The organism is Apibacter adventoris, assembly GCF_002964965.1.
Lineage (GTDB): Bacteria > Bacteroidota > Bacteroidia > Flavobacteriales > Weeksellaceae > Apibacter > Apibacter adventoris.
In genome coordinates this window covers 72,930-90,373 of the sequence record NZ_PSZN01000023.1, presented here as the reverse complement: position 1 = coordinate 90,373, position 17,444 = coordinate 72,930, and the positions used below count along the sequence as shown (strand labels likewise).

General features: G+C 30.2%; 19 protein-coding genes and 1 tRNA gene. 4 read left to right on the top strand and 16 right to left on the bottom strand.

Annotation, left to right across the window (positions count from 1 at the left end):
* Positions 1–106: 106 nt before the first annotated feature.
* From hisIE to holA, 11 genes are all read right to left on the bottom strand, one after another.
* Entirely contained in the window at positions 107–703 is a 597-nt protein-coding gene (gene hisIE, locus C4S76_RS10135; protein ID WP_105194351.1) for a bifunctional phosphoribosyl-AMP cyclohydrolase/phosphoribosyl-ATP diphosphatase HisIE, read from the bottom strand.
* The gene (gene hisF, locus C4S76_RS10130; RefSeq protein WP_105194350.1) at positions 700–1,452 is read right to left on the bottom strand and encodes an imidazole glycerol phosphate synthase subunit HisF; all 753 of its coding nucleotides are present in this window, start codon (positions 1,450–1,452) and stop codon (positions 700–702) included. The genes hisIE and hisF overlap by 4 nt, the downstream gene beginning before the upstream one ends.
* A 112-nt stretch (positions 1,453–1,564) precedes the next feature.
* A complete protein-coding gene (hisA, locus tag C4S76_RS10125; protein WP_105194349.1) occupies positions 1,565–2,287 on the bottom strand; it encodes a 1-(5-phosphoribosyl)-5-[(5-phosphoribosylamino)methylideneamino]imidazole-4-carboxamide isomerase in 723 nt (240 codons plus the stop codon).
* A gap of 51 nt (positions 2,288–2,338) precedes the next feature.
* The gene (locus C4S76_RS10120) at positions 2,339–2,575 is read right to left on the bottom strand and encodes a hypothetical protein (RefSeq protein WP_105194348.1); all 237 of its coding nucleotides are present in this window, start codon (positions 2,573–2,575) and stop codon (positions 2,339–2,341) included.
* A gap of 41 nt (positions 2,576–2,616) precedes the next feature.
* Positions 2,617–3,348 (bottom strand): hypothetical protein, encoded by a 732-nt coding sequence (locus C4S76_RS10115; RefSeq protein WP_105194347.1) that lies wholly within the window; start codon positions 3,346–3,348, stop codon positions 2,617–2,619.
* A gap of 57 nt (positions 3,349–3,405) precedes the next feature.
* The gene (hisH, locus tag C4S76_RS10110) at positions 3,406–3,984 is read right to left on the bottom strand and encodes an imidazole glycerol phosphate synthase subunit HisH (protein ID WP_105194346.1); all 579 of its coding nucleotides are present in this window, start codon (positions 3,982–3,984) and stop codon (positions 3,406–3,408) included.
* A 104-nt stretch (positions 3,985–4,088) separates the two neighbouring features.
* Positions 4,089–5,183: a bifunctional histidinol-phosphatase/imidazoleglycerol-phosphate dehydratase HisB gene (hisB, locus tag C4S76_RS10105; protein WP_105194345.1), complete on the bottom strand. Its 1,095-nt coding sequence runs from the start codon at positions 5,181–5,183 to the stop codon at positions 4,089–4,091.
* Positions 5,184–5,188: 5 nt separating this feature from the next.
* Positions 5,189–6,220: a histidinol-phosphate transaminase gene (gene hisC, locus C4S76_RS10100; protein ID WP_105194344.1), complete on the bottom strand. Its 1,032-nt coding sequence runs from the start codon at positions 6,218–6,220 to the stop codon at positions 5,189–5,191.
* A 96-nt stretch (positions 6,221–6,316) separates the two neighbouring features.
* Entirely contained in the window at positions 6,317–7,597 is a 1,281-nt protein-coding gene (gene hisD, locus C4S76_RS10095; protein WP_105194343.1) for a histidinol dehydrogenase, read from the bottom strand.
* A gap of 82 nt (positions 7,598–7,679) precedes the next feature.
* Positions 7,680–8,537, bottom strand: a complete 858-nt coding sequence (gene hisG, locus C4S76_RS10090) for an ATP phosphoribosyltransferase (protein WP_105194342.1) — start codon at positions 8,535–8,537, stop codon at positions 7,680–7,682.
* 576 nt (positions 8,538–9,113) lie between these two features.
* Positions 9,114–10,124 (bottom strand): DNA polymerase III subunit delta, encoded by a 1,011-nt coding sequence (holA, locus tag C4S76_RS10085; RefSeq protein ID WP_105194341.1) that lies wholly within the window; start codon positions 10,122–10,124, stop codon positions 9,114–9,116.
* Between the two features lie 11 nt (positions 10,125–10,135).
* On the opposite strand from holA, the gene C4S76_RS10080 reads away from it, so the two are divergent.
* Positions 10,136–10,579 (top strand): type I restriction enzyme HsdR N-terminal domain-containing protein, encoded by a 444-nt coding sequence (locus tag C4S76_RS10080; RefSeq protein ID WP_105194340.1) that lies wholly within the window; start codon positions 10,136–10,138, stop codon positions 10,577–10,579.
* 82 nt (positions 10,580–10,661) lie between these two features.
* Here C4S76_RS10080 and C4S76_RS10075 read toward each other — a convergent pair whose 3' ends face one another.
* Entirely contained in the window at positions 10,662–11,876 is a 1,215-nt protein-coding gene (locus tag C4S76_RS10075; protein WP_105194339.1) for an MFS transporter, read from the bottom strand.
* A 353-nt stretch (positions 11,877–12,229) separates the two neighbouring features.
* Here C4S76_RS10075 and C4S76_RS10070 point away from each other — a divergent pair, with 353 nt between their 5' ends.
* The 3 genes from C4S76_RS10070 to C4S76_RS10060 all read left to right on the top strand — a co-directional run bounded on the left by C4S76_RS10070 (position 12,230) and on the right by C4S76_RS10060 (position 15,221).
* A complete protein-coding gene (locus tag C4S76_RS10070) occupies positions 12,230–13,291 on the top strand; it encodes a 2Fe-2S iron-sulfur cluster-binding protein (RefSeq protein WP_105194338.1) in 1,062 nt (353 codons plus the stop codon).
* Positions 13,292–13,383: 92 nt separating this feature from the next.
* Positions 13,384–14,565, top strand: a complete 1,182-nt coding sequence (locus C4S76_RS10065) for an acetyl-CoA C-acyltransferase (protein WP_105194337.1) — start codon at positions 13,384–13,386, stop codon at positions 14,563–14,565.
* Between the two features lie 293 nt (positions 14,566–14,858).
* Positions 14,859–15,221, top strand: a complete 363-nt coding sequence (locus tag C4S76_RS10060) for a hypothetical protein (protein WP_146105732.1) — start codon at positions 14,859–14,861, stop codon at positions 15,219–15,221.
* Positions 15,222–15,350: 129 nt separating this feature from the next.
* On the opposite strand, the gene C4S76_RS10055 is transcribed toward C4S76_RS10060, so the two are convergent.
* From C4S76_RS10055 to cdd, 4 genes are all read right to left on the bottom strand, one after another.
* Positions 15,351–15,421 (bottom strand) — tRNA-Cys (locus C4S76_RS10055).
* Between the two features lie 54 nt (positions 15,422–15,475).
* Positions 15,476–15,832, bottom strand: a complete 357-nt coding sequence (folB, locus tag C4S76_RS10050) for a dihydroneopterin aldolase (RefSeq protein WP_105194335.1) — start codon at positions 15,830–15,832, stop codon at positions 15,476–15,478.
* A complete protein-coding gene (metF, locus tag C4S76_RS10045) occupies positions 15,833–16,786 on the bottom strand; it encodes a methylenetetrahydrofolate reductase [NAD(P)H] (RefSeq protein WP_105194334.1) in 954 nt (317 codons plus the stop codon).
* Positions 16,787–16,921: 135 nt separating this feature from the next.
* Positions 16,922–17,398, bottom strand: coding sequence for a cytidine deaminase (gene cdd / locus C4S76_RS10040; protein ID WP_105194333.1), 477 nt, complete (start codon positions 17,396–17,398; stop codon positions 16,922–16,924).
* Between the last annotated feature and the right edge of the window lie 46 nt (positions 17,399–17,444).

Genomic DNA, 17,444 nt, shown 5'->3' with positions numbered 1-17,444 from the left:
TATTTAAATGAACAACTAAAAAAGTAGTATTAAAATAATACTACCATATGAGTTGCATTTGTAATTTTAAGCCCAATTGATTACGTATTTTAATTTCAGGTGCAGCTCATTTATTTTTTTTATGCCTTCCTCTTAAAACAGTCTCAATATCTTCTAATTTAAAGCCTTTCGATTTTAAAAGAACTAAATAATGGTATAATAAATCTGCCGCTTCATTTTTAAATAAGGTTTCATTATTATCCTTTGCTTCTATAACAACTTCAACGGCTTCTTCTCCAACTTTTTGAGCTACTTTATTAATGCCTTTTTGGTATAATTGGAATGTATATGAATTCTCTGTTTTATTATCAATTCTTTGTTCGATTACATTTTGTAATTCATAAACAAAACCTTGTGAAGTTTTTTCACCAAAGCAGGAATACATTCCGGTATGGCATGTTGGACCGTCTGGCGAAACTTTGATCAATAAAGTATCTTGATCACAATCTAAGGAAATATCTTTCACCCAAAGATAATTTTTTGAAGTTTCTCCTTTGGTCCATAAACGATTTTTGCTACGGCTGAAAAATGTTACTTTTCCTTCTTTTTTTGTTTTTTCAAAGGCTTCCTCATTCATATAGCCTAACATAAGTACCTGTAAGGTCAGGCAGTCTTGAATAATTACCGGAACCAGTCCCTTACTTTTATTAAAATCTATGTTCATCTTATTGGAATATTTTGAATTTTTAAATATTTTTTTAGTTCAGGTATAGGAATTTCATTAAAATGAAAAATACTGGCTGCAAGAGCAGCAGAAGCTTTAGTTTTTAAAAAAACATCTGCAAAATGTTTTTTTGTTCCAGCTCCTCCGGAAGCAATAACCGGAATATTTACCGTTTTAGCAACTTCGTTAGTAATATCTAAAGCAAATCCATTTTTGGTTCCGTCATTATTCATAGAAGTAAGTAAAATTTCACCCGCTCCCAGTTTTTCTACCTGTTTTACCCAATCAAGAGTAAAAATAGGGGTAGGTGTTCTTCCTCCATGAGTGTAAACTTTCCAGCCGTTTTCTTCTTTTTTAGTATCAATAGCAACTACCACACATTGACTTCCGAATTGAGAAGCAATTTCAGAAATCAATTTCGGTTTTTTTACCGCTGAAGAATTAATACTAATTTTATCCGCACCTGCTTTTATAAGAGAAGAAACATCATCTACAGAGGTAACCCCTCCACCTACCGTAAAAGGAATATTAATTTCATGTGCTATTTTGTCTACCAATTGTATTAAAGTAGAACGATTTTCAATGGTTGCAGTAATGTCTAAAAATACAAGTTCATCAGCTCCTTGTTTTACATAAGCTTTGGCTAATTCTACAGGATCTCCGGCATCTGTAAGACTTACAAAATTTACTCCTTTGACCGTTCTTCCATTTTTTATATCCAGGCAGGGGATAATACGTTTTTTTAACAAGGTTTTATTTTTAAGTTTTTTTTAACCAATTTACGATTATTTATTTTCAGTTTAACAAGTATATAAATAAAGTTTATAAAAGTCATTTTTAATGAAATAGGTGAATTATATGTCATAATTTATCAATCAATATTCGTAAATCGTTAATAGTAATTTTCTTTTCATAAATAGCTTTTCCAACAATGGCTCCTTCACAACCTATTTCTTTTAACCTGTGTAAATCATTTATGGAAGAAACCCCGCCGCTGGCAATAAGCTTTACTGAAGTTTTTTGTAAAATTTCCTTATAGAGGTCATTCGAGGTTCCTTCCAGCATTCCGTCTTTAGAAATATCTGTACAGACAACATAAGAAATTCCTTTTTTTTCATAACTTTCAATGAAATCAACAACGTCCAAAGAAGATGATACCATCCAACCCTGAGTAGCTATCATACGATTCTTACAATCTGCACCTAAAATTATCTTATCACTTCCATAGGTCGTGAGCCAAGATTGAAATAATTTCGGATTCTTAACTGCAATGCTGCCTCCGGTAATTTGAGAAGCCCCATTTTCAAAGGCTATTTTTAAATCTTCGTCACTTTTTAACCCTCCTCCAAAATCTATTTTTAAAGAAGTTTGAGAAGCAATTTTATACAGCGTTTTGTAATTGATTATCCGGCTGGATTTTGATCCATCCAAATCGACCAAATGTAAATATTCAATTCCGGCATCTTCAAATTCTTTGGCAGCATCTAAAGGATCTTCCCTATAAATTTTTTCAGTGGAGTAATCTCCCTTGGTTAGTCGTACACATTTTCCATTAATAAGGTCTATAGCAGGTATGATTCTCATGTTTTATTTTTAAAAGTTAAAATTATGAATTACAATTTCATTTATCAATTATCATAATCTTTTTTTAATAAGAGCAAATAAAAATCGCTTAGCATATTCGTTTATAACCAAATCTATATTTATGTATGCATCTTTAGTACAACATAAAGTCCAGGAAATAAAAAGGTTAATTACTTCTTCACATTTATCAGATTGCGATTTGTTGTTTTTTCTATCTTGCCAATTCCAACCTTTAAAGAAAGAAAGTAGTTTTGGGTTTTCTTGTAATAGTTCTGTATAGTTATTCACAAATTAAATTTTTAGGGTCAAAATATTTCTAATTTCGTACTTTATAAATCAGACTTTTTCTCTATATCATATAAGATGAATTGGGAAGGCCCGGGATTATAAAGAGCTAGTAATAACCTGTTTTTATATTCAAATACAAATCGTTTTTGGTGAGATTGATATTTTGTATACAGTAATTTTGCTTTTTCAGGTTCAAAACCCGAAATATTCTTTAATCCGGTTGCAAGAATTTCCACATCTTTTTTCTCTCGAGTATTAGGGGGTAATCTTACTTCTTTATAGAAAGAATCATCCATATTTATTATAGATAAATCAGTTAACATTTCAGAATATTTCTCCTGTTGTTTGTCGGATGTTGTAAAGTCGGATTTAATCAGTCTATATCCGTTTTCTGTTTTTTTTATTAAAAATATTCCTAAATCATGATGAGTCGAATCTATTGAATATGGACAATCCCCTGTTATTTCCAATACATCTAATTTTAAACGGATGTGTGTTTCATCAATATTTTTAAAAGTTCCTTTGGAATGAGGAAAACAATCATTACCACACCAAGCAGAATATCTGGACTTAAAAGTACCGTTAGGATTGAAGGTTACACTGTTTCCATACATCTGCCCTTGTAAAGATTCATCCTCTTTTGCTGGAGATAAATTATATTCATCTGTAGAATATAAACCAATAATTTCATCAATTTTCCATAGGCCGTTTAAATTGTTTTGTGTAAATCCAGATGTCGAAATTAGTAAGAATAGGAAAAGAATTTTTTTCATACAATAACGTTTTTAAATTATGGATTGTTTTTTATTGATATTTCCATAAATATAGAATTATAATTCAATAAAACTTTTCAATATTTTTTCTCCCACATCTGCTGATTTTTCAGGATGGAACTGTGTGGCATAAAAATTATCTTTGTGTAATGCCGCACTAAAAGGCAGAATGTAATTACACGTTGCAGAGGTGCTTTCACATAGATCCGCATAATAGCTGTGTACAAAGTAAACATCTTCATTTTCAGCATTATTTTTAAAGATTTCTCCTTGTAAATCGTAAATGGTATTCCAACCCATGTGCGGAACAATCTCCGTAGGAGGAAATTTCCTTACCTCGACTTCAAAAATATTTAGGCAATTTGTATTTCCCTCTTCCGAATGTTTACACATGAGTTGCAGTCCTAGGCATATTCCTAAAAAAGGTTGTGTCAATGATTTTAGTAAGGTATCCATACCTCTTTCCTGTAAGTAAAACATGGCACTACCGGCTTCACCTACTCCCGGAAAGATAATTTTATCTGCATTTCGAATAGTTTTTTCATCATCAGTAACTATAGACTCAACTCCCAATCGGTAAAGTGCGTTTTGTACGGATTTTATATTTCCGGCGTTGTATTTTATAATTGCAATCATTTTTAATTTTAATTTACGATTTATAAAGTACGATTTTTACTATTGTGTTGTTCTATATTATAAACATTTAGTTTATTCGTAAATCGTACCTCAAAAATCAAAAATTATAATAAACCTTTCGTAGAAGGTAAAGCAAAATTAGTATCCGTTTGTTTTACGGCCATTTTAATGGCTTTTGCAAATGCCTTGAATATGGCTTCTATTTTATGATGTTCATTTTCCCCCTCAGCTTTTATATTAAGGTTACATTTGGCGTTATCGCTAAAAGATTTAAAGAAATGATAGAACATTTCTGTAGGAAGTTCCCCAATTTTTTCGCGTTTAAACTCTACTTCCCATACAATCCAAGAGCGTCCTCCAAAGTCAATAGCCACTTGTGCGAGACAATCATCCATCGGGAGGAGAAAACCGTAACGCTCAATTCCTTTTTTGCTTCCTAATGCTTGTAAAATAGCCTCTCCTAAGGCAATTCCTGTATCTTCAATTGTATGATGTTCATCTACATACAAATCTCCATCGACTTCAATATATAAATCCATATTTCCATGTTTGGAAATTTGTTCCAGCATATGATCAAAAAAACCTAAACCTGTATGAATAAAACTTTTACCTGAGCCATCTAAATTTATTTCTAACAAAATTTTTGTTTCTTTGGTATTTCGTACCACTTTTGCTTTACGGGGTTGTTTTTTCAGATATTGATAGATTTCTGTCCAATTTTGGGTATGCAAAGTAGCATTGCTATTTTTTTCTTTTCCCATATAAATAGATTTTGAACTTAAGTTCTTAGCCAACTGTACATCGGTGAGCCGATCTCCGATCACATACGAATTGGGTAAATCGTAATTTCCTTTTATATAATGGGTAAGCATTCCGACTCCTGGTTTTCGTGTAGGAAGATTTTCGTATTCAAAACTTTTATCTATGAGAATTTCAGAAAATTTAATTCCTTCATTTTCAAAAGCCTGAATTATTTTATTTTGAGCAGGCCAAAAAGTGTCTTCAGGAAAAGACTCGGTGCCTAACCCATCCTGATTGGTAACCATAACCAGCTCATAATCCATTTCCCGAGCAATTTTTGCAAGATTTTGAAATACTCTCGGGTAAAATTCAAGTTTTTCCAAACTATCTAATTGGTAATTTGTGGGAGGTTCAATTACTAAAGTTCCGTCTCGGTCTATAAATAGTACTTTTTTCATAGGATTTAGTTGAGTTTTTTTAATACCGTGATTAATTTTTCATTTTCTTCAGGAGAACCTACCGTTATACGTATACTATTATGGATTTTAGTAGTCTGGTTTCGTACAATTATTTTTTGATTTAGTAATTCATGAAAAATAAGGTTTGCTTCTTTAAATTCTACTAAAAAGAAATTGGCGTCCGAAGGATATATTTTAGTTACTATAGATAAATTTTCAAGTTCCTTTCGGATTTTTTCCTTTTCTGAGAATATAATTTTTCTTCTTTTTTCAAATTCTTCTTTTTGGCTTAATGCTTTTATAGCTGCTTTTTGGTTTAAAACACTGATATTGTATGGATGCTTTACCTTATTAAGTAGTTGAATAATTTCCGGGTTTGAATAAGCCATTCCTACACGAACACCGGCGATTCCCCAAGCCTTACTAAGGGTTTGGAAAATTACAAGGTTGGGATAATGATCTATTTTATCCAGGTAAGAATTTTGGTTTGTAAATTCTATATAAGCTTCATCAATCGCTATAATACCTTTAAAATTTTCTAGAATAAAATTTATATCTTTCGGATGTATATTATTTCCGGTCGGGTTATTTGGAGAGCAAATTACAATAACTTTAAGATTTTCGTCATGAAAATATTTCTTTGCTTCTTCAATATTAATCTGAAAATCGGATGTTAGAGGAATATCAATAATTTCTACTTCATTAAGTTCTGCTGCTACCTGATACATGCCGAAAGTAGGGCTAAAAAACATAGCCTTATCTTTTCCCGGATTACAAAAAATACGGTAAATATGATCTATGATTTCATCACTTCCATTACCTACAAAAATTTTTTCTATAGATATATTTTTAATTTGACTCAGTTTACTTTTTAATTTATTTTGATAAGGATCAGGGTATCGATTATTTTCTCCAAAAGGATTTTCATTTGCATCTAAAAATATTCCTTGTATTCTTCCTGATTCATCTCTTGCACTCGAATAGGGTTGCATGGCAAGAATATTAGGACGAGCTAATTTTGATATATTGGTTTTCATTTTTTTATTTTATAATATTTGTATGATAATTTTAAATACGCAGTATAAATAAAAATAAATTTAATACATATATATTAAATTTTTAAATTTATTCGTTTAATTTTTGTTTATTCGGATACTCACAGCATTTTTATGTGCAAATAATCTTTCAGCTTCTGCCATCAATTCTATAGTTGGACCTATTGTTTGAAGACCTTCTTTACTTAGTTCTTGAAAGGTAATTTTTTTAATAAAACTATCTAATGAAACTCCGCTGTAATTTCGGGCATAGCCATTAGTTGGCAATGTATGATTAGTTCCACTGGCGTAATCTCCTGCACTCTCACAACTGTAATTTCCTAGAAATACAGATCCAGCATTTTCAACGTTATATCTGTATTCTTTTGCTTTGTCAATAGCTAAAATCAGGTGTTCTGGAGCATATAAATTGCTAAATTGGAAACATGTATCTAAATTGTCAAATAATATTCCTATGCTGTTATCTAATGCTTTTTTAGCAATTTCTTTTCGGGGAATTTTTTCTAATTGTGTGGTTACAGAATTTATGGTTTGATTTAAAATAGATTCGTCTGTAGTAAGAAAAATCACTTGGCTATCAGGTCCGTGTTCTGCTTGAGAAAGTAAGTCGGCAGCAATAAAATCTGGATTTGCTTGGGAATCAGCTATTACCAATACTTCACTGGGACCCGCGGGAAGATCTATGCTAACTTTAAACTCCTGTGCATACTGTTTGGCAGCAGTTACATATTGATTGCCTGGTCCGAATATTTTATAAACAGAAGGTATGGATTCTGTACCTATAGTAAGTGCAGCTATGGCTTGTATACCTCCGACTTTAAAAATTTCTGTAATACCAATAGTTTGAGCCGCAAATAAAATTGCCGGATGTATATTTCCTTTTTTATCAGGAGGAGTGCATAAAACGATCTGCCTGCATCCGGCAATTTTTGCTGGAACGCCTAACATAAGTACTGTGGAAAATAAAGGTGCAGTTCCTCCCGGAATATATAAACCGATTTTTTCAATAGCTCGAGATTCTCTCCAACATTGTATTCCGGGTTGAGTTTCTATGAATTGAGAGTTTTCTTTTTGTGAAAAATGAAATTTCTCTATATTGCTTTTGGCTTGAAAGATTGCTTGTTTTAATTCTTGGGATAGTAAGTTTTCAGCCTCTTTTAATTCTTGTTGGGTAACTTTTATTTGTTTGAGCTCTACTCCATCAAAATGAAAGGTATATTTTTTTAAAGCAGTGTCAGCAGATTCCTGAATATCCATGAAAACCTGTTGTACAATATTATGTAAAGATTTTTTTTCATTTTGAGGACGTTGAATGAGCTCTTTCCAATTTTTTTGAGAGGGATTTTTTATAATTTTCATTTCTGTTTACAATTTTTAATCTATGATTTAGTTTATTTCATCATTTGAGATAAAAAACACATATGGGGGTAATTTAAATTTATTATAGAATCATTTTTTCTATTGGGACGACTAAAATACCTTGAGCCCCCATTTCCTTCAAAAGATCTATAATGTCCCAAAATTCATCTTCTTTAATAACAGAATGAATACTGCTCCATCCATTTTCCGCTAAAGGAAGAACGGTAGGGCTTTTCATTCCCGGTAAAAGGGAAATAATATCTTTTACTTTTTCATTAGGGGCATTTAATAATATATATTTATTTTCATGAGAATAGATTACCGATTGAATTCTGAACAACAACTTATCAAGAATTTTTTGTTTTTCTCCAGAAAGGTTATGTGATCTAATTAGTACCGCTTCGCTGTTAGCTACTGTTTCTACTTCTTTTAATCCATTCATTAAAAGGGTGCTTCCGGTGCTTACAATATCAAATATACAATTTGCCAGCCCTATTCCCGGGGCAATTTCAACGCTGCCACTAATTTCTTCAATCTCTACATTTAAATGATTTTCTTGGCAAAATTTAGTTAATATTTTAGGGTAACTGGTTGCTATTTTTTTATTGTTGAAATAAGAAATTCCGGTATATATTTCATCTTTTGGTATAGCTAATGCTAGACGGCAATTTCCAAACCCTACTTTTCTTATAGTTTCTACTTTTCGATTCTTTTCCCAAACTTCATTTTCGCCTAAGATTCCAATATCTGCAACATTTTGTTCAACGTATTGAGGAATATCATCATCTCGAAGAAATAAGATTTCAATAGGGAAATTAGAGGAAACTGTTTTTAATTTTTGATTTCCATTGGATATTTTTATTCCACACTCTTGTAATAATTCTAACGATTTTTCGCTCAATCGTCCGCTTTTTTGAATAGCAATTTTCAGTTTACTCATATTTATTTTTTTGTGCCCCAAGTAATCATAAATTAAAAAACCGCCAGAAGACTCAGGCGGTTTTTTAATTTTATTTTGTAAATCACATACAAAATCATCTACCTTACCTGAATGTGTAAGTTTGTAAATGATGATGATGTAAGTGAAGTTGAATCATTCTTATACTTGTAATTATTTATACAAATTTAAATAAAAAAAATATTAGAATCCTAAAAATATATTAAAAAAAACATGAAATTAATGATTTTTCAAAAAATAATTTTATTTTTAGGAATTTGATAATTTTATTTTAAAATATAATAATTATTTTAAGAGAAAAGTAATTATCTGGATATTTTTTGAAATTTATATATTTTGTAATAATAGATATTGTTTTTTACATTTTTAACTATTATAGCAAGGTATATATGGTAAAAATATTATAAAAAAACACAGGTATATCTTGAATTTTATAGTTATTAAATAATTTTAAAAACTATAAAAATAAAAGCTAAAGGTAACTTATTCTTTATATTAAATTGAATAATTTAAACACAATAAATCATAAAATTAAAATTTGCTGTAGTATTTTGAATTTTAGTGTAGAATTTTATAAAGCATTTCCATAAGAATATCTTTATTTGTAGCTAGGGAAGACACATTTACTCCTTTAGATTTCATATCGGCATCTCGCAAGTAGGCAATGCAGGCAGTAGTTTTTTTTAAAGAATAATTTTTAATAGCTGTAAGGTATTCGTTTGCAAAAAATGGATTGATGCGTAGTTCTTTAGCAATATTCTGAGGGGTTTTTATAGAAAGTGTATGAACGATTAATATATTGCTGAATAGGCTAATTAACGTACCAAATGTAACTACAATAGGATTTGCTTTTGGGTTTTTTTCAAAATAATCTACAATTTTATAAGCTTGCGTACTATTTTTTTCTACAATAGCTTTACGTAATTCAAAATTATTATACTCTTTACTAATACCAATATTCCGTTCAATAATTTCTGGGGTAATTTTTTTTGCTTCTCCTATAATTAGTTTTAGTTTATGAATCTCATTGTCAATACGGGAAAGGTCTGTACCTAAAAATTCGGATAATAAAGCTTTGGATTTTTCATCAATTTCTAATCCTAAAGATTGACAGAGGCTGCCTATCCAGGCAGGAACTTGATTATCATATAATTTTTCACTGGAAAAAATATATCCTTGTTTAGTCAATAATTTAGTAAGTGATTTTCTTCTGTCTAATGATTTATATTTAAAATTAATGGCTAAAATGGTAGAAGGCTGAGGGTTTTTTACATAATTTGCAAAGGCTTCAGATTTATCAAAAGCCAATCCTTTGGCTTCTTTTATGATAAGAAGCTGCCTTTCTGCACCCATAGGGAATTGTTTTGACAAGGAAATGATTTGATCCAAATCCGATTCCGTTCCATAAATAATATTCTGATTAAAAGCCTTTTCATCTTCATTTAATACATTTTCTTCAAGTAAATTACTTATTTTATCAATATAAAAAGGCTCTTCACCTTCCAGAAAATAAATAGGTAAAAACTTTTTGTTTTTAATATCTTTGACCAAATTATTGTATTCTTTCATAACCCAGAATAATGGAACTACCGATTTTAAATTTTCCCGAAAAATATGATTTTGAAATTAAAGAGAAAAATTCTTTTTGGTATATTTTTGACGAAGTTAGAAAAAAATGGTTGATTCTCACTCCAGAAGAATGGGTACGTCAACATATTGTTCGTTTTATTAAAAGTGAAAAAAACACACCTGACTCTGCTTTTGTGATAGAAAAAAAAATAGAATTAAATAGACAGATTAAACGTTTAGACATATTACTATATAAGAAATCAGATCCTTGGGTTTTGGTAGAATGTAAAGCTCCGGAAATCCAAATTTCCCGGAAAACATTTGAACAAGCTGCTAGGTATAATATAAATGTTAAAGCGACCTATATTTTATTGACAAATGGACTGCAGCATATCTACTTTCATTACAATTCAAGTAAAAATGAATATATGATAGTTTCCGATTTTGATTGGTAATTTATTTATAGGTAATGTTGAAGATATTTTTATAGTTTTTTATGGAAGGATTATTAGTGATTTTATGATAATATTTATTCTTTTAAGATTTTCTTTTTTTAGTATTAGGTAAAAAACTAGCGGCCAATCCTAATAAGGGTAGAAATGAACATATACTATATACATATTGAATGCCTGTATGGTCGGCGATTCTTCCTAAAATAGCTGACGCTATTCCTGCAATTCCAAAAGCTAAACCAAAAAACAGCCCCCCTATGAGTCCTACTTTACCTGGAACAAGCTCTTGGGCATAAATAAGTATAGCCGAAAAAGCAGATGACAATATTAATCCTATAATTATGCTTAAAATACAAGTCCACATAAGATTTGCATAGGGCATCATAAGAGCAAACGGAGCTGTCCCGAGAATAGAAAACCAGATTACATATTTTCTTCCGATTCGGTCTCCTACAGGTCCGCCAATAATTGTGCCTGCAGCAATTGCAAATAAAAAAGCGAATAAGTATAACTGTGCATCGTGAATGCTTATATTGAATTTATTAATAAGGTAAAAAGTATAATAACTGGTAAGGCTTGTCATATATACGTATTTAGAAAAAACCAGTATTAGCAAAATTACAATAGCAATTATTACTTTAGATTTAGGAATATTGTTGGAATTTGTTTCTGTACTATCAGAATTTTTTTTTATGACTGTATTTCTTGATTTTAATCGAGATATATTGGCTTTATACCATTTGTTTATAATCAGCATAACTCCAATCGCAATTAAAGCGATAATAGCTAACCAACTTATGTTTTTTTGGCCATAAGGAGTAATGATCCATAAAGCAATTAACGGCCCTATAGAGCTTCCGAAATTTCCGCCTACCTGAAAAATAGATTGAGCTAACCCATATTTTCCTCCAGATGCCAAATAAGCAAGCCGAGAAGCTTCCGGATGGAATATAGAAGATCCTAAACCAATAAAAAATACAGCTATTAATGTATAAAAAAAATCTGAAGCAAAGGCTAAAGAGATAATTCCTATCATGCTTAAAGTCATACCTACTGGTAAAGAATAGGGTTGAGGTTTTTTATCCGTAATTAATCCGATTATGGGTTGAAATATAGAAGAAGACATTTGATAAACAAGATTTATTAATCCGACTTGAGTAAACGTCAGGGCCAATGAGTTTTTTAATAAAGGATAAATAGCCGGAATTATAGATTGTAATGTATCATTGAACATATGGGATATTGCCAATAATGACAAAATTGTAAATGTAATATTTGTTCGCTGTAAAGATTTTTCCATAATAAAATCCGAAAGTATGTCTGTAAAGTTATTACTTATTATTTTATTAATAATAAACTGATACGTATTTAAACAGGTTTCTAAAGTTATTTTAAAGATAAATTTATTATTTTTTATATTCTTAATTATTGTTGATAAGAATCAATAGTTATATTAATAAAAATATTTTTTGAAATTTTGTTATGGTATATATGTAGTTCAATAAAATGAAGGTTATATTATTTCTATAAAAGATATTTTTTCATATTTTTTTGTTTTTGTTGCAGGAAAAAATTCATTTTAAATAACAACAAAGCAGATACTTTTTACTTTAAAAACCATTAATTTTATGCCGATAAAAAAAGTAAAAAATCATGAATTTTTATTCTTTAACTGTAAAGAATGTAGAACAATTAACTACTAAAAGTATTAAAGTAGATTTATTCATACCGACAGAATTGATATCTATATTTAAATGGAAACCTGGTCAATTTATTCGTTTTCAGTTTTTAATTGATGGGCAAAAAGTAGAAAGGGAATATTCTATTTGTACTGCTACTTATGAAAAATATATTTCTGTTGCTATAAAAAAAACTAAAACAGCATTTATATCAGAATATGTTCAAAATAACATAAAAGCTGGTGATAAAATATCAGTTTCTCCGCCTATGGGAGCATTTGGTATTCCGTCTCGACCAAATGAAAAAAGGACTTTAGTAGCATTTTCTGCTGGTAGTGGAATAACTCCGATTATGAGCATCATAAAAGATACATTATATAATGAAAAAGGGGTAAATTTCTTTTTGTTTTATGGGAATTCCAATGAAAAAGAAGTAATGTTTAAAGAAGAATTAGAAGAATTACAAAAAAAATATTCTCAAAATTTTTTTCTACATTATTTTTATTCTCAACAAGAAACTGAAGATAAATTTTTTAAAGGAAAATTAGATGAACATAAGGTAGATTTAATTATTAATCAAATTGTAGATTGGGATGAAGTTGATGAAGCATTAATTTGTGGGCCGAAGGATATGATTATAAATTTAGCAAATGTCATTTATTCTCACGGAATACCTAAGAAAAATATTCATTATGAATTATATGAACCTGTAGAGAAAGTTTTTCATGATGATAAAATTCAAAGATCTACAGTGAAAGAAGTCAAAGTTACGTTTACATACGAGGGGAAAACTCAAACTATGAATTGGATCAATAATGGGTCATCATTATTGGATGCTCTTTTAGTCAATGGAATAAATGCTCCATATTCATGTAAAGGCGGTGTATGCGGTTCTTGTCAATGTTCCCGGGTGCAAGGGGAAGTCATTTTAGGTGAAAACTTAGTGTTAACAGAAGAAGATATTAAAAATAAAAAAATACTAACCTGTGTAGCACAGCCTAAAACAAACACTCTTGTAATTGATATGGATAATTAACATATTTTGCTTTTATCCGTAATAATATTGTTATTTACGTTTATTTAAATTTTAATACATTTACCTATATAATAACAAAGCTAATTATAATAATGAGTAAAGAGATAGTTATAGTATCGGCTGTAAGAACCCCAATAGGGAGTTTCTTAGGAAATCTATCAACAATTCCTGCTACACAATTAGGGGCAATTGCTATTAGAGGAGCGATAGATAAAATAAATTTAGATTCTTCATTAATTGAAGAAGTATTTATGGGTAATGTTTTACAGGCAAATGAGGGACAGGCTCCGGCAAAACAGGCTTCATTAGGATCAGGAATTCCGGATACAGTACCTTGTACTACTATAAATAAAGTGTGTGCTTCAGGAATGAAAGCTGTAATTATAGGAGCTCAAACTATTTTGGCAGGTGATAATGAAATTGTAATAGCAGGAGGAATGGAATCTATGTCTCAGGTACCTTATTATTTATCTTCTGGAAGGACAGGAAATAAATTTGGAGATCAAAAATTAATAGATGGTTTGGTAAAGGATGGTCTAACCAATGTATATGATCAGAAACATATGGGATTATGTGCAGAAGTTTGTGCTGTAGAATATAATATATCAAGAGATGAGCAGGATGAATTTGCAATTAACTCATATATACGATCAAAAAAAGCTTGGGAATCCAGAAAATTCAAAGAGGAAATAGTTCCGGTTAAGGTTCCTCAAAGAAAAAAAGACCCCATAATTATTTCAGAAGATGAAGAATATAAAAATGTGAATTTTGATAAGCTGAAACAATTATCCCCTGTTTTCCAAAAAGAAGGTACCGTTACGGCAGCTAATGCCTCTACTCTGAATGATGGTGCCTCTGCTTTAGTACTTATGTCTGCTGAAAAAGCAAAAGAATTAGGGATAAAACCTTTGGCTAAGATAATAGGTTATGGAGATGCTTCCTGTGAACCTGAAAAATTTACTATAGCCCCATCTAAAGCATTACCTGTAGCGCTAAAAAAAGCGAACCTTTCCATAGAAGAAATAGACTATTTTGAATTTAATGAAGCCTTTTCAGTAGTAGGATTAGCCAATGCTAAAATTCTGAATATAAATACAGAGAAAGTTAATGTAAACGGTGGAGCAGTATCACTAGGGCATCCGTTAGGAAACAGTGGATCAAGGATTATAGTAACTCTCATCAATGTTTTAAAGCAAAATAATGCAAAATATGGAGCAGCAACTATTTGTAATGGAGGAGGTGGAGCTAGTGCTATAGTAATTGAAAATTTATAATTTTTTTTAAAAGGAATACCATATTTATTATATCTAATGATTGTTAGATAATATAGCATTATAAAGTTTTATAAGATATAATATGATGTATATGCGTAAGAATTTTTTTTACGCCCAATATCATTAAAAGATGTTTCTAATATTTGTACAACTATAAACAGAGAAAAGAGTTATTTGAGGGAATGGCTGCTTTTGTCGATACAACTCGAGATATTTCATTTACGCAAATGTATGTGCAAAATATATTATATACTCAGCAGATTCAATATTGTATTTATGAGTAACAACAATTTGTGGGATTGATAGGCTTTAATAATCTGGATGAAATAAATATTGATAATGACAGGTTATGGAAAAACTTTAAAACATTTTTATTTTCAATCCCTGACATGATTAGTCTAATTGTAGGTCATAAAGATGATAATCCCAATAAATTATATTATAGTGATTATCGAGAAAAATTTAAAGTATATTCAAAATTAGAGGAATACGGGGGTGAATTGGTCCAAGACGGGTTTCTAAAGTTTGGAGTTATACATCAAACAGATAATTATTTAGAGGAAGTTTTTATACATAATGCAAAATATATTCAGTATTGGGGAATAGATAGAAAGAAATTTTTAAATATTATGAATCATTTCCTTTGTGTAAAATAAGAGATCTGGAATTTATAGATTCACGAAAACTCTATCTGTTATAGATAATGGGGTCCTTAGTACCGGAGACCTTATAAAGGAGTTAATGAAAACTTAAAAAACCATCTCGATTGAGATGGTTTTTCATTGAGGCTTCGAGCGGATTCGAACCGCTGTACAAGGTTTTGCAGACCTCTGCCTAGCCACTCGGCCACAAAGCCCTCTTTTTGAGATTGCAAATCTACAATTTTTTTTGGATTAAACTAAAGTTTCAATTAAAATTTCTTCTTGAAACTTACTTTTACATGGTTGATATCTGCATTTACCGGAGGATTAACCTTTGATACGGATACTTTTGCTTTTTTTATTTTATGAAATTGTTTTTTTATTTGAGAAAGTATACGAAGAGCTACATTCTCCAGTAAATGAGAACGAATAGCCATTTGATCTTTGATGATTTGGCTTAATTCTCCATAATTAATGGTGTCTTCAAGATGATCTGATTTTCCTGCTTTTTTTAACTTTAGCCATATAGTAAGGTTAACTAAGTAGTAAGAACCTATCTTAGCCTCTTCTTCCATGCAACCATGATAAGCATAAACTTTTAGATCTTTTAATTTTATTTTTTGCATTTAAAATAATTCTTTTGCGATTTTTAAAATATTTTTAGATCTTCCCATAGAATAAAAATGAAGTACAGGAACATTATGCTTCATTAATTCTTTACATTGCTGTATAGACCATTCAATGCCCACTTCATAAACCTCTTTATTATTTTTGCATTTTTCTACCTCTAAAACTAGATCTTGGGGCATATCTATATGGAAAACATTCGGGAGTACAGTTAAATGATTTTTAATGGAAATAGGTTTGATTCCCGGAATAATCGGAACTGTTATTCCTATATTCCTGCATTTATCTACAAAATCAAAATATTTTTGATTATTATAAAATAGTTGAGTAACGATATACTTGGCACCTGCATTTATTTTCTTTTTTAAATAGTGTAAATCTGTATCTAGATTTGGGCTTTCAAAATGTTTTTCCGGATATCCTGCTACTCCTACGCAGAAATTTGTGGCTCCAGAAGCATATTCATCATGTAAATATTTTCCTTTGTTCATAGCAGTTACATGCTCAACTAGTTCATTCGCATATTTATAGCCATTAGGATGAGGTCTGAAAACCCCTTCACTTTTAATAGCATCCCCTCTTAAAACCAATACATTATCTATCCCCAAAAAATTTAAATCAATTAAAATATCTTCTGTATCTTCTTTAGAAAAACCTCCACAAATAAGATGAGGCACAGCGTCCACCTTATATTTAAGTTGTAAAGCAGCACAAATGCCTACGGTGCCCGGACGTTTTCGGATTATTATTTTTTCAAGGAGTCCATTAGGAAGTTCTTTATATTCATATTCTTCACGATGATAAGTTACATCAATAAATGGGGGATTGAATTCCATTAAAGGATTTATATTGGAAAAAATGGTTTGAAGGTTATCTCCTTTTTTAGGAGGAAGTATTTCAAAAGAAAATAAAGTTTTACCTTTAGCTTTTTCAATATGTTCGGTAACTTTCATAAAAATATAAATAATAGTTATACCCCTGTAAAGGTGCTTAATTAAGAAACAAATATGAATAAAATATACATATAAATCAATTAAACTTCAGTTAAATGAAAAATTATTGTAACAAAAAAATTAAATACTCATAAATTATAATAAACTACCATCAAAACAGAAAGGAAGTAAATCAGAACAACGAGAAAAGCTAATTACCCTTCCTTGCATTCCGGTAAACATAAATTCGATAGGTTTATTTTGCCGATTTTCATATTCCAAAAGGACTTGTCTACATGCACCACAAGGAGCAACAACTTCAGAATTTTCAACATTTTTTCCAGCAACTACTGCCATTTTTATAATAGTAGCAGTAGGGTAGTTGGCAATTGCATAGAAAATAGCGGTCCTTTCTGCACATAAACCACTGGGATATGCAGCATTTTCCTGATTGTTTCCGGTTATAACAATTCCGTTATCTAATAATATAGCAGCACCTACTTTAAATTCCGAATATTTTGCATAAGCAGATTCTCTAGCTTCTTTTGCTTTTTGAATTAAATTCAAATTTTCTTTAGGAACTTTATTCCAATCAGAATATTCGTTATATGTTAAAGTTAAGTTTTTAATCATTTTTAGTTGTTTAAAGGAATAGTAATTTATGTATTATATAAATTAT